General features: G+C 67.3%; 20 protein-coding genes. 9 read left to right on the top strand and 11 right to left on the bottom strand.

What is annotated here, in order from left to right; all coding sequences use genetic code 11:
- Positions 1-30 precede the first annotated feature (30 nt).
- From CEK29_RS14830 to CEK29_RS14840, 3 genes are read right to left on the bottom strand one after another with little or no spacing between them, the layout of a single operon-like run.
- Entirely contained in the window at positions 31-1,212 is a 1,182-nt protein-coding gene (locus CEK29_RS14830; RefSeq protein ID WP_094801623.1) for a capsule biosynthesis protein, read from the bottom strand.
- 31 nt (positions 1,213-1,243) lie between these two features.
- Positions 1,244-1,969, bottom strand: a complete 726-nt coding sequence (locus tag CEK29_RS14835; protein ID WP_094801625.1) for an ABC transporter ATP-binding protein — start codon at positions 1,967-1,969, stop codon at positions 1,244-1,246.
- A gap of 7 nt (positions 1,970-1,976) precedes the next feature.
- Positions 1,977-2,747: an ABC transporter permease gene (locus tag CEK29_RS14840; protein WP_094802191.1), complete on the bottom strand. Its 771-nt coding sequence runs from the start codon at positions 2,745-2,747 to the stop codon at positions 1,977-1,979.
- Positions 2,748-3,101: 354 nt separating this feature from the next.
- On the opposite strand from CEK29_RS14840, the gene CEK29_RS14845 reads away from it, so the two are divergent.
- The 3 genes from CEK29_RS14845 (at position 3,102) to CEK29_RS14855 (ending at position 8,908) form a co-directional block, all read left to right on the top strand.
- The gene (locus CEK29_RS14845) at positions 3,102-4,424 is read left to right on the top strand and encodes a glycosyltransferase family 2 protein (RefSeq protein ID WP_094858576.1); all 1,323 of its coding nucleotides are present in this window, start codon (positions 3,102-3,104) and stop codon (positions 4,422-4,424) included.
- 32 nt (positions 4,425-4,456) lie between these two features.
- Positions 4,457-6,541, top strand: a complete 2,085-nt coding sequence (locus tag CEK29_RS14850; RefSeq protein ID WP_094858577.1) for a glycosyltransferase — start codon at positions 4,457-4,459, stop codon at positions 6,539-6,541.
- 228 nt (positions 6,542-6,769) lie between these two features.
- Entirely contained in the window at positions 6,770-8,908 is a 2,139-nt protein-coding gene (locus CEK29_RS14855) for a capsular biosynthesis protein (protein ID WP_255176168.1), read from the top strand.
- Between the two features lie 139 nt (positions 8,909-9,047).
- Here the strand turns inward: CEK29_RS14855 and CEK29_RS14860 are convergent, their stop codons facing one another.
- The 5 genes from CEK29_RS14860 to CEK29_RS14880 form a co-directional block, all read right to left on the bottom strand.
- Complete coding sequence (locus tag CEK29_RS14860; protein ID WP_094801633.1) at positions 9,048-9,557, bottom strand: Dps family protein; 510 nt, start codon at positions 9,555-9,557, stop codon at positions 9,048-9,050.
- A gap of 131 nt (positions 9,558-9,688) precedes the next feature.
- Positions 9,689-10,648 carry a LysR substrate-binding domain-containing protein gene (locus tag CEK29_RS14865; RefSeq protein WP_094801635.1) on the bottom strand — a complete coding sequence of 320 codons (960 nt, stop codon included), beginning with the start codon at positions 10,646-10,648 and terminating at the stop codon, positions 9,689-9,691.
- 64 nt (positions 10,649-10,712) lie between these two features.
- Complete coding sequence (gene recG, locus CEK29_RS14870; RefSeq protein ID WP_255176169.1) at positions 10,713-12,902, bottom strand: ATP-dependent DNA helicase RecG; 2,190 nt, start codon at positions 12,900-12,902, stop codon at positions 10,713-10,715.
- Positions 12,903-12,943: 41 nt separating this feature from the next.
- Positions 12,944-13,330: a Rid family detoxifying hydrolase gene (locus tag CEK29_RS14875; RefSeq protein ID WP_094801637.1), complete on the bottom strand. Its 387-nt coding sequence runs from the start codon at positions 13,328-13,330 to the stop codon at positions 12,944-12,946.
- Positions 13,331-13,452: 122 nt separating this feature from the next.
- A complete protein-coding gene (locus CEK29_RS14880; protein ID WP_094801639.1) occupies positions 13,453-14,361 on the bottom strand; it encodes a LysR family transcriptional regulator in 909 nt (302 codons plus the stop codon).
- A 139-nt stretch (positions 14,362-14,500) separates the two neighbouring features.
- Between CEK29_RS14880 and CEK29_RS14885 the strand changes: the two genes are divergently transcribed.
- Genes CEK29_RS14885 through CEK29_RS14895 form a run of 3 tightly spaced genes read left to right on the top strand, consistent with a single transcriptional unit; the run spans position 14,501 to position 17,265 of the window.
- A complete protein-coding gene (locus CEK29_RS14885; RefSeq protein WP_094858579.1) occupies positions 14,501-15,859 on the top strand; it encodes an acyclic terpene utilization AtuA family protein in 1,359 nt (452 codons plus the stop codon).
- On the top strand, positions 15,852-16,244 hold the full coding sequence (locus CEK29_RS14890) for an AtuA-related protein (RefSeq protein WP_094801643.1): 393 nt from the start codon (positions 15,852-15,854) through the stop codon (positions 16,242-16,244). The genes CEK29_RS14885 and CEK29_RS14890 overlap by 8 nt, the downstream gene beginning before the upstream one ends.
- 43 nt (positions 16,245-16,287) lie before the next feature.
- Positions 16,288-17,265: a Bug family tripartite tricarboxylate transporter substrate binding protein gene (locus tag CEK29_RS14895; RefSeq protein ID WP_094801645.1), complete on the top strand. Its 978-nt coding sequence runs from the start codon at positions 16,288-16,290 to the stop codon at positions 17,263-17,265.
- A 119-nt stretch (positions 17,266-17,384) separates the two neighbouring features.
- Here CEK29_RS14895 and CEK29_RS14900 read toward each other — a convergent pair whose 3' ends face one another.
- A complete protein-coding gene (locus tag CEK29_RS14900; RefSeq protein WP_094801647.1) occupies positions 17,385-18,161 on the bottom strand; it encodes a ferredoxin--NADP reductase in 777 nt (258 codons plus the stop codon).
- Positions 18,162-18,515: 354 nt separating this feature from the next.
- Here CEK29_RS14900 and CEK29_RS14905 point away from each other — a divergent pair, with 354 nt between their 5' ends.
- The 3 genes from CEK29_RS14905 to CEK29_RS14915 all read left to right on the top strand — a co-directional run bounded on the left by CEK29_RS14905 (position 18,516) and on the right by CEK29_RS14915 (position 22,138).
- Positions 18,516-19,574 carry a Fe(3+) ABC transporter substrate-binding protein gene (locus tag CEK29_RS14905; protein WP_094801649.1) on the top strand — a complete coding sequence of 353 codons (1,059 nt, stop codon included), beginning with the start codon at positions 18,516-18,518 and terminating at the stop codon, positions 19,572-19,574.
- 97 nt (positions 19,575-19,671) lie between these two features.
- Positions 19,672-21,357 (top strand): ABC transporter permease, encoded by a 1,686-nt coding sequence (locus CEK29_RS14910; RefSeq protein ID WP_094858580.1) that lies wholly within the window; start codon positions 19,672-19,674, stop codon positions 21,355-21,357.
- A gap of 1 nt (position 21,358) precedes the next feature.
- Positions 21,359-22,138: an ABC transporter ATP-binding protein gene (locus CEK29_RS14915; protein ID WP_094858581.1), complete on the top strand. Its 780-nt coding sequence runs from the start codon at positions 21,359-21,361 to the stop codon at positions 22,136-22,138.
- Between the two features lie 10 nt (positions 22,139-22,148).
- On the opposite strand, the gene CEK29_RS14920 is transcribed toward CEK29_RS14915, so the two are convergent.
- Together CEK29_RS14920 and CEK29_RS14925 are read right to left on the bottom strand one after the other, a co-directional pair.
- Positions 22,149-23,057, bottom strand: coding sequence for a pirin family protein (locus tag CEK29_RS14920; RefSeq protein WP_094801655.1), 909 nt, complete (start codon positions 23,055-23,057; stop codon positions 22,149-22,151).
- Between the two features lie 122 nt (positions 23,058-23,179).
- On the bottom strand, positions 23,180-23,878 hold the full coding sequence (locus tag CEK29_RS14925) for a pirin family protein (protein WP_094801657.1): 699 nt from the start codon (positions 23,876-23,878) through the stop codon (positions 23,180-23,182).
- Positions 23,879-23,896 lie beyond the last annotated feature (18 nt).

A 23,896-nucleotide genomic window follows, 5' to 3' on the forward strand; every position in this document is an offset into this window, starting at 1 on the left:
CTTTCGGCTATCTGCCCTCGCCCACCGGGCTCAGGCGTGGTCCTTGATCGCGTACACCACCAGCACCGCCACGATCCACAGGATGAACAGGCCCAGAATGCCCAGCGCCGTATCGATCAGGCGGCGCGGATACTGGGATTCGTCGGCCATCGTCGGCTGCGATGCCACCACCGTGTAGAGCATCTGGCGCGCGGCCAGGCCACGGGCCTCTTCGAGCGCCTTGAGGGCGCCGGTGTAGTACACCTCGGCAAACTGCCGCTCCGTTTCGGCCGCTTCGTACTCGCGCAGCACGGCCGACAGAGAGCCCTTCTCCTGGCCGGTGGTCGACGCACGCGCCACGCTGATCTGGTGATCGTTGAGCTCCTTGAGCTGGCGTTGCAGCGCCTGCAGGCGCGCCTGCACCCGCTCGTAGGCCGGGCCGCTGCGCAGTCCGCCGGCGCGCATGGCGTCCAGCTCGGCCGCCGCGGTGGCGATATCGGCGCGCACCTTGGCCGCGATCTGCAGATTCGCCTCGGCTTCCTTCACGGGGTCCAGCACGCCGGTACGGGCGCGCAGATCCTGCACCTCGATACGGGCGGCCACCAGACGCTTTTCGGCGGTCTGAACTTCGCCCTGCGCGAAGCGCACGCTGTCTTCGCGTGCCTTGACGGACATCTGATTCACCAGCTTTTCACTGGCGGTCAGGATGGCCTGGGCGAGGCGCAACGACTCTTCCGGCGTAAACGCGCGCACGCGCAGAATGATGGCGCCGGTCGACATGTCGAACTCGATGTCCACCATGCGCTTCCATTGCCGCCAGAGCGCCTCGTCGGTATCGTCGCTCGAGATGCGGTACCAGAGGTCGATCGTCGGCTTGGACCACATGTCGCGCAGATTGAGCTGCTTGTCCAGCTCGCGCACGATCTGGCGCGACTTGACGTAGTCGACCACCGCGAACGAGTCCACGAACAGCTCGGCCGTCATTTCGCTGCCGCCCAGCGTGGCGCGGCCGTCGCGGCTCGCCGCCGTCGACTGCGTCTGGGCGCCCGCGCGCAGGCCGAAGCGCGCCTCCGACACGAACTGGTCGTGCGCAATGAAGGTCAGATACAGGGCCAGCAGCACGCCGGGCACGCCGATCAGCAGAATGGCCGACCAGCGCAACCAGTGCGTCTTCTGCCGCGGGCGTCCGCCAGGCAGGCGCGGCCCCGTGTAAGTACTCTCCGGACTCGTCATAAGCAATCGTCGTCTTGGTTCAAAAAGGGGTTCAGGACTGCGGTTCTTCCTGCGTCACGTCGTCGGGCAGCGGCTCGGCCTTGGCGACCGGGGCACCGTCCTGCGTGAAGCGCTCGGCCACCTCGGGCAGCGGACCGAAGTCCACCAGCCGGCCGTCGCGCAGGATTACCGCGTGGGTGCAGAAGCGCCGCACGGTCGTGGTGGCGCTGGAGGCCATCAGAATCGTGGCGCCGCGCGTGCGTTCGGCGAACACCTCCAGGCATTTGCGCTTGAAGGCCATATCGCCAACGGCCAGCATCTCGTCGACGACGTACACGTCGCACACGAGTGCCATCGAAATGCCGTAGGAAAGTCGGGCGCGCATGCTGTTGGCGTAGGTCGCCACGGGCAGGTCATAGGCGCGGCCCAGTTCGGAGAATTCGTACACGAAGCGCTCGACCTCGCCCACGTCGCAGCCGTAGACACGGGCGACGAAGCGCACGTTGTCGCGCCCGGTCATGTTGGAGCTGATGGCGCCCGCGAAGGCGAGCGGATAGGAGATCACCGCATGACGGTGGATCCGGCCCGAGTCGGGCAGTTCCATGCCGCTGATCATGCGCACGAGCGTCGACTTGCCGCTGCCGTTGGCGCCGAAGATCGCCACGTTCTCGCCGGCGGCGAAATCGAAGCTCACGCCGTCGAGCACATGACGCGTGCCCTTCTTCGACCGGAAGCCCTTGCGCACATCGCGCAGCGACACCACGATTTTCTTGTCCATGGCGTCCTCAGCGGGTATGCAGGCGGCGGCGCATCGCACGCTCGAGACACAGGCCGATCACGACGCTGCCGATGGCCCACTGGATGAGATAGGCCCGATCCAGCGTGAGCGAACTGAAGTTCGCGAAGTAGCCCACGCGGAACCACTCGATGGAATGCACGAGCGGGTTGTAGACGAGGACGCGGCGCGCCTGGTCCGGCAGCGAGTCCACCAGGTAGAACACGCCCGACAGCAGGTACAGCGGCCGCGTCACGGCGCTGTAGAAATGCTCCCAGGACTTGAACAGCATGTTCAGCACGGCGTTGATCAGGCCCACGCCGAAGCCCAGCAGGAAGGTGAAGAAGGCCGCGGCCGCGCAGGTTTCGATGTTCTCCGGCACGATCATCTTGTCGCCCAGCATCAGCAGGAACAGCAGGATGACGAACACCGCGACCCAGGTGAGCCCCTGCAGGATGGCCTTGGCGAACACGATGTCCATGTTGGTCACCGGCGGCAGGCGCAGCAGTTGCACGTTCGACGAGATCGAACGGGCCAGCCGCGACGACGTATGGCTGAACAGGAAGAACGGCATGATGCCGGTGATGAAGAACATCTGAAGGTTGCCGATCGGCGCCTGGCGGCCCCAGACCACATAGATGGTCGAGAGCACCGCCACGTGCAGGATGGGCTCGATCAGGGCCCAGAGGTAGCCGAGCCGCGTCCCGCCAAACCGCACCCGGGTTTCCCGGTAGATCAGAGACATCACCACCCGGGCCTGCACGCCCAGCGCCTGCGTCAGCACCTGCGCGCTCAAGCCGCCGCTCCGTGTCGCTTCATTCGCCGCTCCCGTTGATCCGCCTGATGACTTTCCGGCGGATCCAAATCAATTATTTGAATAAGGAAAAATAAATTCCACCGCCGGTTATTAATCCGGTCTCGTGGAACTGGGGGGCATCATATCGGCGGCCCCAGGGGCGGACATTTCAACTTATATCAAATCAACACCAAGCATGGGTCTGGATTTTCGGCAGCATTTATCGTGTAGACCAGCGCCTATAATTAATAGCGGCACCCTGCATTTACAGAGGGTTCACGTACGGTTTTGACAAGCGGAAGGGCCTCCACGCCCACCGCAAGGGAGCGCCCAGGGCAGATGCTGAGAACAACTCTGTTAAATCTTTATCAAAGACGAGTACACGAGCAGACCTGGGGTGAATGCGCGCATCGCATCTACCAGCAAGGCCCGCATGACCCCGTTCTGCTTAACCGGATCGGCCTGTTTGATACCTCTCGCAATACTGAGACGGGTGTCTCGGAAAAATCGCTCGCGCGTGCGCGTGCGGCACTCGAGTGGGATTCATCCGTGGGCGTCGAACCGTCGCGGGCCTACCGGGGCAAGGTCTCCGACCATGAGCGGCGGCAGTACGCCCTGGCGCTGGCACGCCTGGCGCCGGAGCGCGCCGCGGAGTGGCTGCGCCCCGCGGAGCGAGAGCTGGCGCTGGCCGCGGCCCTGGGCGCCGGTGACCTGGACCGGGCGCGGTGGCTGGCCCTTCGTATGCAAATGTCCGCAAATATGAGGAATTCGCATAATTTGCATGCAATGTTTGCTGCGCTGCACACTCGTCAGGGAGATAATCGCCGCGCTCGCAAACATTTAATGCATGTGCTGACAGATCAGCGCATCGAGTTACCTGATCGCGGCGCCCCTATGAAAATCAACGATTTTCTGACCGCCACCGGCGCGGCGCCCCCCGTTTGCGCCGCGCATGCCCCCCTGATCAGCGTCATTATTTGTGCTTATAATGCCGCGCCTCATATTCGCTCCGCCCTGCGCTCGGTGCTGCAGCAGAGTTACGGCAACCTCGAAATCATTGCGATTGATGACGGTTCGACGGATAACACATTCCTACATATGCAGGAAATGGCGGACCAGAATCCGCGTATAAATACCGCCAGGTTGGAAAACAGCGGTGTTTATGCGGCTCGCAATATGGGTATGCGCCTGGCTAAAGGTGACCTTATTACCTTTCTGGACGCCGACGACATAATGCTGCCGCTGCGCCTGGAACAACAGGCGGCACGCCTGCTCGCTTCGGGTGCCGGTGCGGTCGTGAGCCGCCTGCTGCGCATCACGACGCAAGGGGTGCCCGTTGCACCCCGCATTTATCCGCTGATCCGCCATAACCCCTCTTCGATCATGCTGCGCCGGTCCGCCGTGGCGGTCACCGGCGGCTTCGAAGAGGTCCGTTACGGGGCAGACGAGGAGTTCGAACATCGTATGCAGCTTTACATGGGCCGGCACGGCATCGTGCGCGACGCCACCATACAGACCATCGCGCTGCATCACGGTGATTCTCTGACGCAGCGCGGCGATACCGGCCTGCAATCCGAACAGGGCCGCCGCGCCCGGATCCGCTACCGCGAGGACTGGGTCCGCCGGCACGCACAGTTCGCCCAGCAGCGCAACGCGCGCTGACCCTGCCCCCACTCTTCAGAAGAACCAGACCCATGGACAATCGCAACACCGCACGCGTGATGCCACTGAGCGAGGCGGGACGCAGTAACGCCTCCGCCGATCACCAGCGGCTGCACGAGCTGCTGCAGGAAGCCCAGAACGCGCACGCCCGGCTCGAGCAGGAGCGCGCGGCCCGCGTGCAGGCCGAAAAGGATCTCGCGAGCGTGAAGGCCTTGCTGCGCGAATCCAACCAGCAACTCGCGAAGCAGCGACGCACGCTCACCTGGCAGTTCGGCGAGGCCGTCACGCGCGCCAACTCGCTCGGCGCCTATGTCATGCTGCCCTATCAGCTCGCCCGCCTGTCGCGCGAGCACAAGCGCGAACTGCGCCAGACGCCGCAGGCCCGCAAGGGCGCGGCCGCCCTGCCCGCCGAGACCGCCAATGCCATCAAGGAAGCGCTCGACTACGTCAAGCGCGTGCGCAGCCCCGAGGTGATCCTGTGGTGCGCGCGCCAGACCTGGCCCAATGACGTCCGCTCGAAGGTGCTGTGCGAGGTCGCCCGCTGGGCGCGCACCAGCTACCCCGAGATCGCCGAGCAGATCGCCGAACAGCTCGCCACGCTGGATCCGGGCGCACCGCATGCGCGCCAGCTGGCCTACAGCCTCTACGATGCGGGCATCGTCACGGCGTCCGCGCGGCTGTTGCAGGCGGCGCTCGACAGCGGCGTGCGCCTCAACGCGACCGAGCAGCTGCGCAGCGATCGTATCCGGCAGTCGCAACGCATTCTCGAATGGAACGACGACGGACTGCAGCCGGACGGCCAGCGCTTCGATCTGCACGGTGACGGCCCGCTGGTGGTGCTGACCCAGCGTTCGATCCTGCACGGCCGCGGCGCCAGCGACAACGCGCTGCATCGTTACGCGACGAGCCTGAAGGCCCGCTTCGGCGATGTGCTGGTGATCAGCCTCGCGCCGGTCGAATCCGACGACGCCGATCCCAACCTCGCCCGCGCCGAGCTGCAACTCGACGGCATCGCCTACAAGGCCGCGCCACAACCCGCCCTCGATACGCAACCGGCCGACGCGCTGGCCGATCTGTTGTCCGAAGCCATCCTTGCCGCCACCGTGCAGCAGCGTCCGCGCGCGGTGCTGGCGTGGGACGACGCGCATTGCGCGCTCGGCGCGCATGCCGCCGCGCGCAAGCTGCGTGTGCCCAGCGGCCTCGTGCTGAACGGCATGCGCTATTTCCAGAAGACGGCGGCCAACCACACGCTGTCGCAGCGCGCGCATGTGGATCTGCGTCTGCTGCGCCGTGCGCTGCGCCAGACCGACATGCTCGCGCTCGGCAGCACCGCGCTGCACGAGCCCGTGCAGACCCTCATCGGCACGGAGCGCAACTGCACCATCGTGCCGCCCCTGCCGCTGCCGGCCGCCAATCTGCGCGGCCGTGACGATGGCCCGGCGGATATGCAGCTCACCTCCACCTTGCGCCAGCTCGAAGGCAAGCGCGTGATCGCGCTCACCGAAGACGAGCCGCCCGCCTTGATCGCCCGCGCGGTGATCGACCTGTACGCTGAGATCTCGTTGCGGCAGACCGATGCGGTGCTGCTCGTGCTCTCCGGCGGCAAGACGGCCGCCGCGATGCGCAGTCATGCCGTCGCCATCGGGCTGCACGAGGACCAGGTGATCTTCGCGCCGGACCTCACCGACGCCGTATCGCGCGAGCTGCTGCTGCGGCGCGTGGAGCTGGCCTTGTTTCCGTATCAGACGACACGCGCCGAAGCGGCCATCGTGCCGTCGCTCGCGAACCTGCTCGAGTGCATGGCGTTGGGCATCTGCCCCGCGGTCGGCCCGAGCGTGGCCTACACCAATCTGGTCGATGCCGGCGACAACGGTCTGTGCATCGACATGGCCGCGCCCTCGCATGACACCGCCACGCAGGTTATCGAGGTGCTGCAGGCGCCCGACGCACTGAGCGCGATGGGCAGGCGCGCGCGCGAAAGCGTGCAACGCCGTGCGGCGTGGCAGGACTATGAAGAAGGACTGGCGGCCATGCTGTTGCAAGCCGCCCAACCCGAGCCGCGCGATCCGGCGCGGCGCGCGGAACCGCGCCTGCTGCATCTGAAGCGCGCATCTTGAAGTTTCGAGGAACGTAGCCGCCATGCACTCAGATGCAACATTGCCCTACGCCTGTGTTTGCGCCACTGACCGTTTGCGCCGCGTGACGGCCTAAACCCCGTTACGTAATCACACGGCCCGCAGCAGGACCGGCGGGCACGTTCCAGTATCTTTCCCTCCTTGTTGTACTAGACGGAGTATCGACCAGTGATTATCTCTACGATCGGTTCCTGCCGCGTTGCGGGCCCCATGACCAAAGTCCAGGCCCAGCGCAATTTCGTGCTGGATAACCGGCTGCTGTATGGCTACACGCACAACACCAAGGAAACGATCCAGGCTATCCGCTACATGCGCGGTGAACTGACGATTCCGGAAGCCGCCTGGAAATTCCTGTCCGACCAGCCCTACCGCGCGTCGAACCCGGCGCGTGCACGCGAGGACGTGCCCAAGGAAGACCGCCATGTGGTGGAGATCAGCTCCATCAAGGTCCTCGAGTTCCGCGGCGTTCAGTTGCAGCTCGTGCGCTTCAAGGAAGCGCTGTCGTTCTGCCCGGACCTGCGCAAGATTTTCTTCGACCATCCCGACGCCGACGCCATCCCCGCACGACTGGCCGCGCTGCAAGCCACGCCCTCGTTCTCGCGTGTGCCGGCCAACGTGCAGGACGTGCTGCGCGAAACCGTGCTGCGCACGCAGACCGCCGCCGAGATCGAAGCCGACCTCAAGCAAGTGGTGCAGATGCTCGGCCAGCACTTCGTGCTCGTGACCCACTGCAATGCGATGAACGCACAGAACCAGCTCATCGCCGAGCGCGCCAAGATGGTCGAACGCGTGTCGCGCGCGGCCTCGCGCGCCGGCATCACGCTGGTCGATCCGGGCGCCCTGCTGACGGCCTACGGCCAGGAGCGCGGCATGCCCGACGACGGCCGCGACACCGCGCACTACACGCCCTCCTTTGCTCGCCTCGTGGGCAAGGAAATCGCCGACAAGCTGCTGGGCGTGCAGGAGCTCGCCGCGCTGCCCGCGGGCGAAGAAGGCCTGAACTGGAAGCAGTGCATCGAGCGCGCCAAGGAAACCGCCCAGGCACAGGAATGGGATCGCGCGCTGCTGTACGCCAACCGCGCCATCGATCTGAAGTCGACCATCTCGGCCGCCTACGTGCTGCGGGCGCGCGCCGTCACCGCGCTCGACCAGACGGACGACGTGCTCGACGCCTGGAGCGCCGCGCTTGCGATCGACGCCAACCGCAATGCCTACATCCTGCGCCAGGCCGCGGAAGCCGCGCTGTCGCTGCAGAACGATGCGCTCGCGCTCGAATGGGCCAGCGCTTCGCTCGAGAAAGAGGCCGACGAAAAGACTGCGCTGCTGCTCGGCCGCATTCATGCCCGCCTGGGCCAGAACAAGGAAGCCGAACGCGCCTTCCTGATCTGCGCCAAGCAGACGCCCGATCGCGCCCTGCGCTACGCGGTGCGCGGCTCGACCGCCCTGGAAGAGGCCGCCAGCATGATCAATGCGCTGGCCGCCACGCATGCCGTGGACTCGGGCTCGCTCGAAACCGCCCGCGACCTGGTGCTCAAGCGCGCCTCGCGTGAAGTGCGCCACACCGGCCGTGCCGGCGCGGCCCTGCCCAGCCCGGGCGCGTTCTACGCGCTGCTCACCCTGGCCGGCGACCGTCTGGCGGAGTTCAACGACGAAATCAATCAGGCCTACCGCCGCCTGTTGAAGGCCTTCGAGACGGTGTCCGAGTATCAGCAGAGCGAACAGGCAATCGCCCTGCTCGGCCAGCTCGCCGCGATCAAGGCCGTGGATCCGCGTTATGTGCAGCGCGCCGCCAAGGGCCTGCAGACCGCCGGCCATCGCGCCGCGGCGATCCAATGCTGGCAGCGTCTGGCCAACAGCGACCTGCCCGCGGAACGCGAAACCGTGGTGCTGGCCGCCGGCCGCCTCAGCCAGCTCGAGGCCCACACGCAAGCCGCCGAGGTCTATCGCCGTCTGGCGCAAAGCGGCGCCGTGCCGGCCGACCAGGCCAACGACCTGATCGACCGCAATCTGCGCGCCCTGGCGCGTGCGGTGCGCAAGCATCTCACCGAAGGCAATCTGCGCGACGCGGAACAGGAGCTCGAAGCCATCAAGCGCATCGACGCCGAGTACCCGGGCCTGTCGTCCCTGCAACGCTCGCTCAACGATGCGCACCGCCGCGAGTTCCAGAGCCAGCGCGAGCAGTCGGCCGCCAACCCGGCGGATCTGGCCGAGAGCGCACGCCGCGTGATCGAGGCCAGCCCGCTCGACCGCGATGCCAACATCGAGCTCGTGATGCAGAACCTGCGCAACGGCAATCTCACCGAAAGCCGCCGCATCCTGAATCGCTTCCTCGAAGGCGCGCCGGCCTGACGCCGTCGGACACGGGGCGGGCCCACGCCCGCCCCGATGTTCCCGACGCGCCCTGGCGGCAAAAAAAATCGCCCCACCTCGGTGGGGCGATTGCATTTGAGGCGCGGCCGGCGAGGCGCGGCCGGCCAGGTCTACGCGATCACTGCAGCAGGCTGCGCAGCATCCACGCGTTCTTTTCGTGCACGTCCAGGCGCTGCGTCAGCAGGTCGGCCGTCGGCTGATCGTTGGCGGCATCGGCCTTTTCGAACGCGGCGCGTGCCGTCTTGGCCACGGCTTCGTTGCCCTTGACCAGCAGGCGCACCATCTCGAGGGCTTCGGGCACCGACTCGGGCTCGGAGATCGAGGTCAGCTTGCCGAACTCGCGGTACGTGCCGGGCGCGTAGTGACCCAGCGCGCGGATACGTTCGGCGACGGCGTCGAGCGCGCCCCACTCTTCGGTGTACTGCGTCATGAACATGTTGTGCAGCGTGTTGAAGAGCGGACCCGTGACGTTCCAGTGGAAGTTGTGCGTCATCAGGTAGAGCGAGTACGAGTCGGCCAGCAGCTTGGACAGCTCACCGGCGACCGCGGCGCGGTCCTTGTCGGAGATGCCGATGTTGATGCTCAGGGCGCCCGAAGCGGCGGTCGATTTCTTGGACGATTTGGACATGTCTTGCTCCTTCTGAGGGATACATGATCAAGAATACACCGCACATCACGCCATTCGTCATGCGCGGCAAAGCAGGGTCGGCTCGCCTTGCGCGACATCAAATGCCACGCAACACGGGCCGGCACGAACAATCAGGCGGCAGCGCTCTGCTGCGAGGCCGCTTCTTCGCTCAGCATGCGCACGTTGGGCAGGTCGCAGGCATACACGGCCTGCGCCAACGCCTCGATCGCGGCCAGGCGCGGAAAGCTGCGACGCCATGCCAGCACCACGCGCCGCTCCGGCGGCATGCCGGTGAACGGGATATAGCGCAGCAGGCTCTTGCTTGCCGGGTGCTCCGGCACCGCCGTTACGGGCAGCACCGTCACGCCGATGCCCGCCGCCACCATGTGGCGGATGGTCTCGAGCGACGAGCCCTCGAACGTGCGCTGGATGCCGTCGCTGGAGGCCGAAAAGCGCGAGAGCTCCGGACAGACCTCGAGCACCTGGTCACGAAAGCAGTGACCGCTGCCGAGCAGCAGCATGGTCTGCTGCTTCAGGTCTTGCGCGTCGATGGACTCGCGGTCGGCCCAGGGATGCTCGTGCGGCACGGCCACCACGAACGGCTCGTCGTAGAGAGGCTGCATGACCAGCCCGGCCTCGGGCAGCGGCAGCGCCATGATGGCGCAATCGATCTCGCCCTGACGCAGCAGCTCGACCAGCCGGACGGTGAAGTTTTCCTGGAGCAGCAGCGGCATCTGCGGCGTGCGCTCGATCTGCAGCGGCACCAGGCGCGGCAGCAGATAGGGGCCGATGGTGTGGATCACGCCGACGCGCAGCGGGCCGGCCAGCGGGTCGTGGCCCTGCCGCGCGATCTCCTTGATGCTGGCGCTTTCTTCGAGCACTTTCTGGGCCTGGGCCACGATGCGCTGCCCGATCGGCGTCACGCCGACCTCCGCCCCGCCGCGCTCGAAGAGCGTGACGCCGAGCTCGTCTTCGAGCTTGCGGATCGCCACGGAGAGCGTGGGCTGGCTCACGAAACAGGCTTCGGCGGCGCGGCCGAAATGGCGTTCGCGCGCCACGGCCACGATGTACTTGAGTTCGGTCAGGGTCATGCGACCTGCTCCTCGAATTCGGCGCACGCGAGGGCGCGCGCCTGATTTTGCCCGAAAGATGATGTCATGTGCGCAGGAAATCCTCGCGCCCGCGCATCCACCGCGCCAGATGCGCCGCCACCGCGTCCGGCGCCGACTGGCGCAGCCATACCGCCGTGTCGCGCGCCTGCTCGGCCAGCGCCACGTCGCGCTCCAGGTCGGCAAAGCGCAGCAGCGCCATGCCCGACTGACGCGTGCCCAGAAACTCGCCGGGCCCGCGCTGCTCCAGATCGCGGCGCGCGATCTCGAAACCGTCGCCCGTCTCGAACATCGCACGCAGGCGTTCACGCGCGACCTGCGACAGCGGCGTCTGGTAGAGCAGCACGCAGACCGACTCGGCCTCGCCCCGCCCCACCCGGCCACGCAGCTGATGCAGCTGCGCCAGACCGAAGCGCTCGGCATGCTCGATCACCATCAGCGAGGCGTTCGGCACATCCACGCCGACTTCGATCACCGTCGTGGCCACCAGCAGATCGATCTCGCCCGCGCGGAAGGCCTGCATCACCGCGGCCTTCTCGGCCTGCGGCAGCTTGCCGTGCACCAGACCGACGCGCAGGTCCGGCAGCTCTTCCTGCATGGTCTGATAGGTATCGACGGCCGTCTGCAATTGCAGGGCCTCGCTCTCTTCGACCAGCGGACAGACCCAATAGGCCTGGCGTCCCTGGCGGGCGGCCTGCCCGATGCGCGCCAACACTTCTTCGCGGCGGGCATCGGACAGCAGCTTGGTCAGCACCGGCTTGCGGCCCGGTGGCAGTTCGTCGATCACCGACACGTCGAGATCGGCGAAGAAGGTCATCGCGAGCGTGCGCGGAATCGGCGTGGCGCTCATGTTGAGCTGGTGCGGCACGATGAGGCCGGCCTCGCCTTCGCCTTCGCCCTTGCGGGTCAGCGCGAGCCGCTGGCCCACGCCGAAGCGATGCTGCTCGTCCACGATGGACAGCCCCAGGCGATGGAAGCTCACGTGATCCTGGATCAGCGCCTGCGTGCCGACCACCAGCTGCACCGAGCCGTCGGCGGCCGCGGCCGCGCCTTCGCGACGCAGTTTGGGCGTCAGGCTGCCGCTCATCCAGGCCAGCTTTACCCCGAGAGGTTCGAGCCAAGCACAGAGCTTGCGATAGTGTTGTTCGGCCAGGATCTCGGTGGGCGCCATCAGCGCCACCTGAAATCCGCGCGAGATCGCCTGTGCCGCGGCCAGCGCGGCCACCACCGTCTTGCCGCTGCCCACATCCCCCTGCAGCAGCCGATGCATCGGAAACGGCTGTGCCATATCGGCCGCGATCTCGGCGACCACGCGCTGCTGGGCGCCCGTGAGCGTGAAGGGCAAGGTCTGGTGCAACCGCGCGGTCAGTCCCGCGCCCGGCGCCTCGGCCGGCATAGGATGGGCGCGCTTTTCGCGGCGAGCCGCACGCGCGGCGGCCAGCGATAATTGTTGCGCGAGCAACTCATCGAACTTGATCCGGCGCCAGGCCGGATGCGCGCGCTCCATCAGATCGTCTTCGGCGATGCCCGGCGGCGGTGCATGCAGCAGGCGCACGGCGGGTTCGAAGGCCATCAGATCGAGCTTGCGCAACAGCGCCCCCGGCAGCGTATCGCTCAGGTCTGCGCTGGCCAGCGCTTCGCGCACCGCCTTGCGCAGCGTGGGCTGCGGCAGTCCGTCGGTGCTCGGGTACACGGGCGTCAGGGACTCGGGCAGCGAGGTGTCGGCCTGGCTCATGCGCGGATGCACCATCTCACGGCCGAACAGACCGCCCCGCACTTCTCCGCGCGCGCGCAGGCGCCGGCCGGCCGTGAGCTGCTTTTGCTGACTGGGGTAGAAATTGAGCCAGCGCAGCTGCAGCTCGCCGGTGTCGTCGAAGATCACCGCGGTGAGCTGCTTGCGCGGCCGGTATTGCACTTCGGTGCCGCGGATCTCGCCCTCCACCTGCGCCGAAAACCCCGGCCGCACCGATCCGATCGGCACGACGCGGGTTTCGTCTTCGTAGCGCAGCGGCAGGTGCAGCACGAAATCATCGGCGGTGAGCAGGCCGAGATTGCGCAGCTTGCGCTCGACGTCCGTGAGCTTGCGGGCCGCGGGCGCGGCCGGCCGCGCCGCGGCACCGGCCGCCGCGGCATCGGCCGCCGCAGCACCGGCCGCCGCAGCACCGGCCACCGCACCCTCGGGCACGGGCGCCGGCTTGGCACCGGCGGATTTGCGGGATTTGAGCGTCGCCGGCATGTAGCGGCTGGACCGTATGACGTACTGCGCGTGCGGGCCGCTTACAGGACCAGGATCGCCTCGACCTCGAACTGCGCACCCTTGGGCAGGCTCGCCACCCCGATGGTGGAGCGCGCCGGGAACGGCTGCGGAATCAGCTCGGCCATGATGGCGTTGGCGGCCGTGAACTTGCTCAGGTCGGTCAGGAACAGCGTTAGCTTCACGATGTCTTCGAGCTTGCCGCCCGCTTCCGTGACCACGGCTTCCATGTTGGCGAACGCCTGGCGCACCTGGGCGTCGAAGTTCTCGGACACCAGGTCACCGGTACCGGGCTCGAGACCGATCTGGCCCGACAGATACACCGTCTTGGTTCCGGTGGTGGCCACGGCTTGCGAGTAGGGGCCAACGGCGGCGGGTGCGGCGTCGGTGTGAATGATCTGCTTGCTCATGGGACACTCCTGCGTGGGCAAAAAGGATGACTATCGAAGTTTAAACAGCAATAGACTTTTGCGAAAGCCCTGCATCGGCCTTCGAACCGTCCATTATCACCACAAGACATGCTCCGCGCGTGTCACGGACCGGCCTCACCCGCCCCCTCGGACATGGGATGCGCGAGCAGCAGGTCGTGCAGCCCCTGCGCCGCCACCGACAGCGCGCGGCCCTTGCGCCTCACCATATAGAGAGGCCGCGTCAGCGCCCGGCCCGCCAGCGGCCGGATCACCAGACCGGGCCGCTGGAAATGGAACAGCGTCATCCCCGGCACCAGGCTCACCCCCACCCCCGCCTGCACCAGCCCCGTCACGGTAGCCAGGTGCTCGACTTCCAGCAGCGGCGGCGGCGCCGCCTCGCCCAGGGCCTGGTCGAGGTGTTTGCGCACGCTGCTGTTGCGGGCCAGCGCGATCCACGGCCAGCGCAGCACGTCGCGCAGCCGCACCGTGGCCTGCTGCGCCAGCGCATGATCGGCGCGGCACACCAGATGAAAGCGGTCGGCATGCAGAAACGCGCTGTCCAGCCCCGACATATCGGCGCGCCGCGACGCGACCGCGAAGTCGACCTCGCCCTGGCTCACCATGTCCAGACAGGGATCCAGCAAGGCATCGCGCAGATGCAGCTCGATGCCGGGATACTCGGCGTGAAAGCGCGCGAGCAGAGGCGGCAGCCAGCCCGCGGCGAGCGAGGGCAAGGCCGCCACCGCCACCCGTCCGCGCCGCCGCGCCGCGTGGTCGCGCAGATCCTCCATCGCCAGCTCCATGTCGGCGAGCAGCCGCCGCGCCGACACCTCGAGCACGCGCGCCTCGGCCGTGAGCTCCACGCGCCGCGTATTGCGGTCGAACAGCCGCACTCCGGCCGCCTCCTCGAGCGTGCGGATCAAGGCCGAGAACGCCGGCTGCGTGAGATGGCAGCGCTGCGCGGCGCGCGTGAAATGGCGTTCTTCGACGAGCGCGACAAAGGCGCGCAGCTGGCGGGCGGAGAGATTCATCGGCGGCCGATTCATAGATGATTTGGATTAATTCATCTTATCTTTCTATTTTACGCATGATGCCCCCCTGCCTATAGTGCAGACAGAAAGGCGCGCCACGACGCGCGCCGCCACCGCAACACTGGAAGAGACACGCTTCATGCCCGACTCCATCTGCCTGGTCGGCTGCGCCACCGGCTTCTCGGGAGATCGCACCGACGGCGCCCCCGCCGTGGTGCACACCCTGATCGCCCGGGGCGGCGGCACCCTGATCTTCGAAACGCTCGCCGAGCGCACCCTCGCCCTCGCCCAACTGGCGCGCGGGCAGAACCCCGAGGCCGGCTATGAGCCGCTGCTGGACGAGCTGGTCGCGCCCGTGCTCGCGGATTGCCTGCGGCACGGCATCCGCATCGTGAGCAATTTCGGCGCGGCCAATCCGCCCGCCGCGGCGCGCCGCATCGCCGAGCTGGCGCGTCAACAGGGCCTGCCCGTCCCGCGCATCGCCGTCGTGCATGGCGACCAGCTCGACAGCCCGGCACAGCGCGCCTTGCTGCGCGAGCGCCTGGGCCCGCGCCTGGACGAGGTCGACGTCGTCAGCGCCAACGCCTATCTGGGCGCGACCGACATCGCCGAAGCCTTGCGCGCCGGTGCGCAGATCGTGGTGGCCGGCCGCGTGGCCGACCCCTCGCTGACCCTCGGACCGGCCCTCGCCCATTTCAACTGGCCGGCCGACGCCTGGCCCGAGCTCGGCCGTGCCACCATGGCCGGCCATATGCTCGAATGCGGCACGCAGGTGAGCGGCGGCTATTTCGCCGTGCCGGGCCTGAAAGACGTGCTCGACCTGCACGACGCAGGCTTTCCGATCGCCGAGATCCACGCCGACGGCAGTTTCGTGATCGGCAAGGCCGACGCCACCGGCGGTCGTCTGGATGCGCTCACCGTCAAAGAACAGCTGCTCTACGAAGTGCACGACCCCGCGCGGTATCTCACGCCCGACGTGACGGCCGACCTGAGCGGCGCGCACGTCGAGACCCTCGGCGCCGAGCGCGTGGCCGTGCATGGCATCACCGGGCACGCGCGTCCCGCCGAGCTCAAGGTCAACGTCTGCTATCACGGCGGCTGGCTGGCCGAGGCCGAGATTTCGTATGCGGGCGTGCAGGCCGAGGCGCGCGCGCGGCTGGCCGCCGACATGGTCGGCCGCCGGATCGGCGCCGCCCTGCCCCTGCGCTTCGATCTGATCGGCGCGCTCAGCATCCTGGGCGATGACGCCGGACGTGGCCTGGCCAGCGAGCCCGACCGCCAGCGCCGCGACGTGCGCCTGCGCGTGGCGGGCGAACATGCGGATCGCAAGGTCGCCGAGCGCGTGCTGCGCGAGGTGACGGCGCTCTACACCTGCGGCCCCGCGGGCGGCGGCGGCGTGCGCACCAGTCTGCGTCCGCGTCTGAACATGATGTCGTGCACGATCCCGCGCGAGGCGGTGCCGTCGGGCTGGCGCTGGCTGGAGGATTCCCATGACTGACCGTACCCTCACCGTTCCGCTCTATCGCCTGGCGCACAGCCGCACCGGCGACAAGGGCAACACCTCCAACATCAGCCTGATCGCCTGGGATAGCGCCTGCTATGCCGTCATCCGCGCCGAGGTCACCGAGGCGCGCGTGGCGCAGTGGTTCGCCAACCGCGAGCCGGCGCGTGTCACCCGCTACGACCTGCCCGGTCTGGAGGCCATGAACTTCGTGCTCGAAGGCGTGCTCGATGGCGGCGTGAACGATGCGCTCAACCTCGATGCCCACGGCAAGAGCCTCTCTTTCCACCTGCTGGACATGCCGGTGTCCGTGCCCGCCGACCTGGCGGCACGCCTGCCCGACATTCCCGCCCTGCCCCCCGACCCGCCGGCGCCTGCCTGACGGTCACATGTTCGTCCTATAACAACACCCAGGAGACATCCCCATGCGCTACCCCTTGCTCGGCAAGCTCACCACCCTGGCCCTGGCCTGCAGCGCGGGCTTTGCCGCGCCCGCCCTGGCCGCCGACACGTTCCCGACCAAGCCCGTCACGCTGGTCGTGCCCTTCGCCCCGGGCAGCGCCACCGACCAGATCGGCCGCGCCATCGCACAAGGCATCACCGAACAGACCGGCACGCCCGTCGTCATCGAAAACAAGCCGGGCGCCAGCGCCATGATCGGCGCGCAGTATGTCTCGCGGGCCCAGCCCGACGGCTACACGGTGCTGATCACGACCAACACGACGCACGCGGCCAACGAGCACCTCTACAAGTCGCTTTCGTACGACCCCGTCAAGGACTACGCGCCCATCACCCTGCTGGGCAAGGGCGGGCAGATCATGGTCGTGAATCCGAATTCCAAGGCCACCACCGTGCAGCAATTCCTGGAGCAGGCGCGCGCCAATCCGGGCAAGCTGAGCTTCGGCAGCGGCAGCTCGAGCAGCCGCATCGCGGGCGAACTGCTGCAGCAGATGGCCGGCGTGCAACTGCTGCATGTCCCGTACAAGAGCAATCCGCTGGCGGTCACCGATCTGCTGGGCGGCCAGATCGACATGATGATCACCGACACCGCGACCGGCCTGCCGCAGGTCAAGAGCGGCAAGCTGCGCGCGCTCGGCGTCACCGGCACCAAGCGCAGCCCGCTGGCGCCCGACGTGCCCACCATCGCCGAAGCCGGCGTGCCGGGCTACGAGATGGGCTACTGGTTCGCCGCCTATGCGCCGGCCGGCACGCCGGCGCCGGTGGTCAAGCGCCTGCACGAGCTCATGGTCAAGGCCACCGAGAGCAACGCGGCCAAGCAGTTCTACGCGTCGACCGGTACCGACGTGGCCACGTCAACCCCCGAAGAGCTCGCCAAGTTCCAGAAAGAGGAATCGGGCAAGTGGGGCGGCATCATCAAGAAGGCCGGCATCCAGCCCGAGTAAATCCTGGTCTGCCGCGGCGGCTCGCCGCGGCAGCCGGGCCGCGCCCGCGCGGGCGCCGCCAGACGTAAAAAAAGCGACCTGTCTGCACAGGTCGCTTTTTTCGTGGCGCGGCCGGTCGATTACTTCTCGACGAAGGCGCGCTCGAACACGTAGTCGCCGGGCTCGCCCACGCCGGGCGAGACCTCGAAACCCCGCTTGTCGAGCATGTCGCGGATGTCGGCCAGCATGTGCGGGCTGCCGCAGATCATGGCGCGGTCGACCGCGGGGTCGAGCGGCGGCAGGCCGATGTCTTCGAACAGCTTGCCGTTTTCGACCAGATCCGTGATGCGGCCCTGGTTACGGAACGGCTCGCGCGTGACGGTGGGGTAGTAGATCAGCTTCTCGCGCACGACGTCGCCGAAGAATTCGTTCTGCGGCAGCTCGCGTTCGATGAAGTCGGCATAGGCCAGCTCGCTCACCCAGCGCACGCCGTGCAGCAGCACGACCTTCTCGTAGCGATCGTAGATCTCGGGATCCTTGATGATGCTCATGAAGGGCGCGAGGCCGGTGCCGGTGCCGAAGAGGTACAGGTTCTTGCCGGGGCGCAGATCGTCGGCCACCAGGGTGCCGACGGGCTTGCGGCTCACCAGGATCGTGTCGCCCTCTTTCAGATGCTGCAGGCGCGAGGTCAGCGGGCCGTCCTGGACCTTGATGCTGAAGAATTCGAGGTTCTCTTCGTAGTTGGCGCTGGCGATGCTGTAGGCGCGCATCAGCGGCTTGCCTTCGACTTCCAGGCCGATCATCACGAAATGACCATTGTGAAAGCGCAGCGCGGCGTCGCGCGTGCAGGTGAAGGAGAAGAGAGTGTCGTTCCAGTGGCGCACGCTGAGCACGCGCTCGGTGTTGAAAGCTGCCATGTCGTATTCGAGGGGTTGCGGCACGAGGCCGGAGGGGCGATGGCGGGGCCGTGAAGGCTGGCCCGCAGGCCCTAGGGTTATCCCGATTCTACTCGATCTATCTAAGAATTGCTCTCATTAATCAGTAATACCCTTATAGCGTTTGCGCTGGGTCAAACCCCGGAATCAGGTCCGAAAGTTGGAACGCAAAAGCGCCGCAAGCCCCGCCCCGCAAGCCTCTCCGACGGCTGAGAATCGTGGGCCTCAGCTGTCAGGAAGTTGAATGAAATCAGCGTTTTCTGGTATTGTCCGGCTCTCAGTTGATAATCATTTACGTTAGCGCAGACCGCGCTGGCGAGTACAGGAGAGACTCTCATGTCGACCAAGCGATCCTCGTCCCTTTCGCTGCGTCCCTTGATGGCAGCATTGGCCCTCGCCGGCGCCACCGTCGGTATCGCGCAGACGGCCCACGCGGCCGAGGAAGTGAGCCTCTACACCACCCGCGAACCCAAGCTGATCCAGCCGCTGCTCGACGCCTTCACGAAAGACACCGGCATCAAGGTCAACACCGTGTTCGTCAAGGACGGCCTGCTCGAGCGCGTCAAGGCCGAAGGCGCCAAGTCGCCCGCCGACGTGCTCATGACCGTGGACATCGGCAACCTGGTCGACCTGGTCGACGGCGGCGTGACCCAGTCGATCAAGTCGGACACGCTCAACTCGGTGATTCCCGCCAACCTGCGCGGCGCCGATGGCAAGTGGTACGCCCTGTCGCTGCGCGACCGCGTGCTCTACGTCGAAAAAGACCTGAAGCTCGAGAAGTTCAACTACGAAGATCTGGCCGATCCCAAGTGGAAGGGCAAGGTCTGCATCCGCTCGGGCCAGCACCCCTACAACACCGCCATGATCGCCGCGATGATCGCGCACGACGGCGCCGAGGCCACCGAGAAGTGGCTGCGCGGCGTGAAGGCCAACCTGGCCCGCAAGGCCGCCGGTGGCGACCGTGACGTCGCCCGCGACATCCTCGGCGGCATCTGCGACATCGGCCTGGCCAATGCCTATTACGTGGGCCACATGAAAAACGCCGAGCCCGGCACCGACGCGCGCAAGTGGGGCGACGCCATCAAGGTCATCCGCCCGACCTTCGCCAACGACAAGAGCCAGGGCACGCACGTCAACGTGAGCGGCGCCGCCGTGGCTGCCCACGCCCCGCACAAGGCCAATGCCGTCAAGCTGCTCGAATACCTCGTGTCCGAGCCCGCCCAGACGCTGTACGCCCAGGCCAACTACGAGTATCCCGTGCGTCAGGGCGTGAAGCTCGACGCCGTGGTACAGAGCTTCGGTCCGCTGAAGGTCGACCAACTGCCGGTCGCCGAGATCGCCAAGCATCGCAAGCAGGCCAGCGAGCTGGTCGACAAGGTGGGATTCGACAACTGATGCCCGTGACGCGTCCCGCCTGCGCGGGGCGCGTCATGCAGTGCAGATCGGCAAAGCGGCCTCGTGCCGCTTTTGTGCTTTCCCTACCTGAAGAAGCATGCATATCGAATCGACCGCGAGGGTGCCCGCCCCCGTCCGCTGGTGGCCGCGCCGTTCAGAACGTGGCGCGGGCTGGCTCATCGGCGCCCTGCTGATCGCGCTGGCCGTCGCCGCCCCCATCGCCGCCCTCGTCTGGTGGGCCGCTGACGCCGACCTCGCCCACTGGCAGCACCTGGCGCAGTACGTCCTGCCGCAGGCGCTCGCCAACACCGCGATGCTGCTGGCCGGCGTGGGCGTGCTGGTCACGCTGCTGGGCACCGGCGCCGCCTGGCTGGTCACCGCTTACGAATTCCCGACCCGGCGGATGCTGACCTGGGCGCTGCTGCTGCCGCTGGCCGTACCGACCTACATCATCGCGTTCGCCTACCTCGATCTGCTGCATCCGATCGGCCCGATCCAGGGCGCGATCCGCACTCTGCTGGGCTACGACAGCCCGCGCCAGTTCCGCCTGCCCGACCTGCGCTCGATCTGGGGCGCGATCTTCGTGCTGGGCTTCGTGCTCTACCCCTACGTCTACCTGAGCACGCGCGTGATGTTCATGACGCAGGCCGCCAGCCTGCTCGAGGCCGCGCGCTCGCTGGGCGCCGGCCGCGTCGGCGTCTTCGTGCGGGTGGCGCTGCCGCTCGCCCGCCCCGCCATCGCCGTGGGCGTGAGCCTGGCGCTGCTCGAAACGCTCAACGACATCGGTGCCTCCGAATTCCTCGGCGTGCAGACGCTCACCGTGTCGGTCTACACCACCTGGGTCACGCGCTCCGACCTGGCGGGCGCGGCCCAGATCGCGCTCACCATGCTGCTGTTCGTGGTCGCGCTGATCCTGCTCGAACGCCAGGGCCGCAAGCGCCAGCGCTATGCCAACACCCAGCGCATGCGGCCGATGCAGCCGCGCAGTCTGCGCGGCGTGCATGCCGTGCTCGCCATCGTGCTGGGCTGGATCCCGGTGTTGCTGGGCTTCGTGGCGCCCGCGGCCTATCTGGTCTGGGAAACCTACAAGCGCTTGCATCTGGTGGGCGGGGTCTCGGGGCAGTTGCTCACCGGCCTGCAGAACACGCTCATCATCGCCACGGCCGCCACGGTCATCACGCTCGTCTGCGGCCTGATCGTGGCCTGGGCCGGCCGCACGCTGCGCGAAAGCGCCCGCTTCAACCCGGGCCGCATGTGCGCCCGCGTGGCGAGCCTGGGCTACGCCGTGCCGGGCACCGTGCTCGCCATCGGCCTGCTCACGCCGTTCACCTGGATCGACCGCGCCGCGGGCGGCCTGTTCGGCTTCGAAGGCATGCTGCTGATGGGCAGCATGGGCGCGCTGGTCTGCGCCTATACCATCCGCTTTCTCGCGATCTCCACCGGCGGCATCGAGGCCGGCCTGGCGCGCATTCCGGCCTCGCTCGAACAGGCGTCGCGGCTGCTGGGCGAAACGCCCGCCGGCACGCTGCGCCGCGTGCACCTGCCGCTGTTGCGCCCGGCCCTGGCCGCGGCCGCCCTGCTGGTGTTCGTGGACACCATGAAAGAGCTGCCCGCCACCCTGCTGTTGCGGCCGATGAATTTCGACACGCTGGCCACCTGGCTGTACGCCGAAGCCGCGCGCGGCACCTACGAAGAAGGCGCGGTCGCGGCCCTGGCCATCGTGCTGGCCGGACTCCTGCCCGTGATCCTGCTGGCGCGCACGAACCTGAAGATGGGACATTGAGATGTCGTCCGACCTGCTACAAATTTCGAACATCGCGCTGGGCTACGACACGCCCGCCGGCCTGAAGACCATCGTGAGCGATCTGAGCCTGGGCTTGCCCGCCGGCCACATCGGCTGCCTGCTGGGCGAATCCGGCTGCGGCAAGACCACCGTGCTGCGCAGCATCGCCGGTTTCGAGCCGGTGCGCGCCGGCCACATCGCGCTGGCCGGACGCGTGCTGTCCTCGCCCACCGAGCAGGTGGCGCCCGAACGCCGCAACGTCGGCATGATGTTCCAGGACTACGCGCTGTTCCCGCATCTCACGGTGAGCGAGAACGTGGCCTTCGGCCTGCGCAAGCTGGAGCGCACCGCGCGGTCCGAGCGCGTCACCGAGATGCTCGAGCTCGTGGGCCTGGGGCATGTGGCGGGCAGCTATCCGCACGAGATCTCCGGCGGCCAGCAGCAGCGGGTGGCCCTGGCGCGCGCGCTGGCGCCCTCGCCCGAGCTGCTGCTGCTCGACGAGCCCTTCTCCAATCTCGACGTGGACACGCGCGAACGCCTCGCCTTCGAGGTGCGCGACATCCTCAAGAAGACCGGCCACACCGCCATTCTGGTCACGCACAACCAGGCCGAGGCCTTCGCCATCGCCGATCGGATCGGCATCATGGCCAAGGGCGAGATCGCGCAGTGGGACACGCCCTACAACCTGCGCCATCTGCCGGCCAGCGACTTCGTGCGCGACTTCATCCGCCGCGAAGCCCTCGCAGAACAGCGCGAACAGGCCTACGCGCGGGGCCGCTGAGGCAGATCGTTCAGACGCGCGGCGGCGGCAGCGGAATGAACTCGCTCTCGTCGCCCGGCACGACCTGATTGAAGCGGTCGCGCGACCAGTCGTCCTTGGCCTGCTCGATGCGGTCCTTGCTGCTCGACACGAAGTTCCACCAGATAAAGCGCGGGCCATCGAGCGGCTCGCCGCCCAACACCGCGAAGCGCGCTTCGGTGAGCGCCTTCACGGTTACCGGACAGCCGGGCTTGAACACCACCAGACGGCCCGGTTCGAACACCAGTCCATCGACCTCGATCGTGCCCTGCACCAGATAGGCGGCGCGCTCCTCGTACTCCGCGTCGAGCTGCACCTGCGAACCGGCGCGCATCTGCACGTCGCCGTAGAACAGCGGCGACAGGGTCTTGACCGACGAGGTCTTGCCGAACAGCGTACCGGCCACCACCTGCGTGCGCACGCCCTCGCCTTCGACGATAGGTTGCGCGTCCAGGCCGTAGTGCGTGAAACCCGGATCGGTCTCTTCGTGCTGGCGCGGCAGGGCCACCCAGGTCTGCAGGCCGTAGAGCCGCTGCGGACCCTTGCGCGCTTCTTCCGAGGAACGCTCGGAGTGGACGATGCCGCGGCCGGCGGTCATCCAGTTCACTTCTCCCGGCGAGATCAGCTGCGTGTGGCCCGCGCTGTCGCGGTGCATGATGCCGCCCTCGTACAGGTAGGTCACGGTCTCGAGGCCGATGTGGGGGTGCGGCCGCACGTCCATCCCGGTGTTCGCGGGGAACAGGGCCGGGCCCATTTCATCGAGAAAAACGAACGCACCGACCGAGCGGCGCTGGGCCGACGGCAATGCACGCTTCACCTCGAAATCGCCCAGGTCGCTGGTGCGGGGCACGACGACCGTATCGACGGCGCTGGAGGGTTCGGAATGGGACAGATCGGACATGAGACACCTGAGTCGGAGGTAGGAAGAGTTGGGCAAGGCGCCCGGACAGGCAAGAGCGAAGGCGGCGCGGGACTCGGCGCGGCGCGCCCGGCTCGAGGCCGGGGCGCGCCACGCATCCCACTTTACGGCAAGTCGAACACCAGCACTTCGGCGGCATCGCCGTGTTCGATGCGCACACTGGCTTCGCCATCGAGCGCCACGGCGTCGCCGGCTTGCAGCACCTGACCATTGACGGTCACGTTACCGCGGGCCAGATGCACCCAGGCCTTGCGGCCCGCCGCCAGCGGCAGCTCGGCGGTTTCGGCGCCATCGAACAGGCCGGCGTACAGACGCGCGTCCTGGTGAATGCGCATCGAGCCGTCGGCGCCGTCCGGCGAAATCACCTGCACCAGCTTGCCGCGCTTGTCCTCGGCGGAGTACGACTTTTGATCGTACTCGGGCTCGATGCCGGTCACGTCGGGCTGAATCCAGATCTGCAGCATGTGCGTACCGGCGTCGGGCTGCGGGTTGAACTCCGAATGCAGCACGCCGCGGCCGGCGCTCATGCGTTGCACATCGCCCGGGCGCACCGTCGAGCCGGTGCCCATGCTGTCCTTGTGCGCCACCGCGCCGTCCAGCACGTAGGTGATGATTTCCATGTCGCGATGGCCGTGCGTGCCGAAGCCGCGGCCGGCCGCGATGCGGTCGTCGTTGATCACGCGCAGCGGGCCAAAACCCATGTGCTCGGGATCGTAGTAGTTGGCGAACGAAAACGTGTGCCAAGAATCCAGCCAGCCATGGTTGGCGTGTCCTCGATCGGCGGCGGGGCGAAGGGTGATCATGGTGTACTCCTGGTTTCG

The sequence above is a fragment of the Bordetella genomosp. 5 genome, assembly GCF_002261475.1.
Lineage (GTDB): Bacteria > Pseudomonadota > Gammaproteobacteria > Burkholderiales > Burkholderiaceae_B > Bordetella.

What these genes read in the sequence shown, in the direction of transcription:
- CEK29_RS14915 (WP_094858581.1), top strand. Translation starts at nt 21,359, where the DNA reads ATGTCGTCCGACCTGCTACAAATTTCGAACATCGCGCTGGGCTACGAC.
- CEK29_RS14885 (WP_094858579.1), top strand. Translation starts at nt 14,501, where the DNA reads ATGCCCGACTCCATCTGCCTGGTCGGCTGCGCCACCGGCTTCTCGGGA.
- CEK29_RS14850 (WP_094858577.1), top strand. Translation starts at nt 4,457, where the DNA reads ATGGACAATCGCAACACCGCACGCGTGATGCCACTGAGCGAGGCGGGA.
- CEK29_RS14875 (WP_094801637.1), bottom strand. Translation starts at nt 13,330, where the DNA reads ATGAGCAAGCAGATCATTCACACCGACGCCGCACCCGCCGCCGTTGGC.
- CEK29_RS14845 (WP_094858576.1), top strand. Translation starts at nt 3,102, where the DNA reads ATGCTGAGAACAACTCTGTTAAATCTTTATCAAAGACGAGTACACGAG.
- CEK29_RS14920 (WP_094801655.1), bottom strand. Translation starts at nt 23,057, where the DNA reads ATGTCCGATCTGTCCCATTCCGAACCCTCCAGCGCCGTCGATACGGTC.
- CEK29_RS14835 (WP_094801625.1), bottom strand. Translation starts at nt 1,969, where the DNA reads ATGGACAAGAAAATCGTGGTGTCGCTGCGCGATGTGCGCAAGGGCTTC.
- CEK29_RS14925 (WP_094801657.1), bottom strand. Translation starts at nt 23,878, where the DNA reads ATGATCACCCTTCGCCCCGCCGCCGATCGAGGACACGCCAACCATGGC.
- CEK29_RS14890 (WP_094801643.1), top strand. Translation starts at nt 15,852, where the DNA reads ATGACTGACCGTACCCTCACCGTTCCGCTCTATCGCCTGGCGCACAGC.
- CEK29_RS14880 (WP_094801639.1), bottom strand. Translation starts at nt 14,361, where the DNA reads ATGAATCTCTCCGCCCGCCAGCTGCGCGCCTTTGTCGCGCTCGTCGAA.
- CEK29_RS14900 (WP_094801647.1), bottom strand. Translation starts at nt 18,161, where the DNA reads ATGGCAGCTTTCAACACCGAGCGCGTGCTCAGCGTGCGCCACTGGAAC.
- CEK29_RS14860 (WP_094801633.1), bottom strand. Translation starts at nt 9,557, where the DNA reads ATGTCCAAATCGTCCAAGAAATCGACCGCCGCTTCGGGCGCCCTGAGC.
- recG (WP_255176169.1), bottom strand. Translation starts at nt 12,902, where the DNA reads ATGCCGGCGACGCTCAAATCCCGCAAATCCGCCGGTGCCAAGCCGGCG.
- CEK29_RS14830 (WP_094801623.1), bottom strand. Translation starts at nt 1,212, where the DNA reads ATGACGAGTCCGGAGAGTACTTACACGGGGCCGCGCCTGCCTGGCGGA.
- CEK29_RS14895 (WP_094801645.1), top strand. Translation starts at nt 16,288, where the DNA reads ATGCGCTACCCCTTGCTCGGCAAGCTCACCACCCTGGCCCTGGCCTGC.
- CEK29_RS14865 (WP_094801635.1), bottom strand. Translation starts at nt 10,648, where the DNA reads ATGACCCTGACCGAACTCAAGTACATCGTGGCCGTGGCGCGCGAACGC.
- CEK29_RS14905 (WP_094801649.1), top strand. Translation starts at nt 18,516, where the DNA reads ATGTCGACCAAGCGATCCTCGTCCCTTTCGCTGCGTCCCTTGATGGCA.
- CEK29_RS14910 (WP_094858580.1), top strand. Translation starts at nt 19,672, where the DNA reads ATGCATATCGAATCGACCGCGAGGGTGCCCGCCCCCGTCCGCTGGTGG.
- CEK29_RS14855 (WP_255176168.1), top strand. Translation starts at nt 6,770, where the DNA reads ATGACCAAAGTCCAGGCCCAGCGCAATTTCGTGCTGGATAACCGGCTG.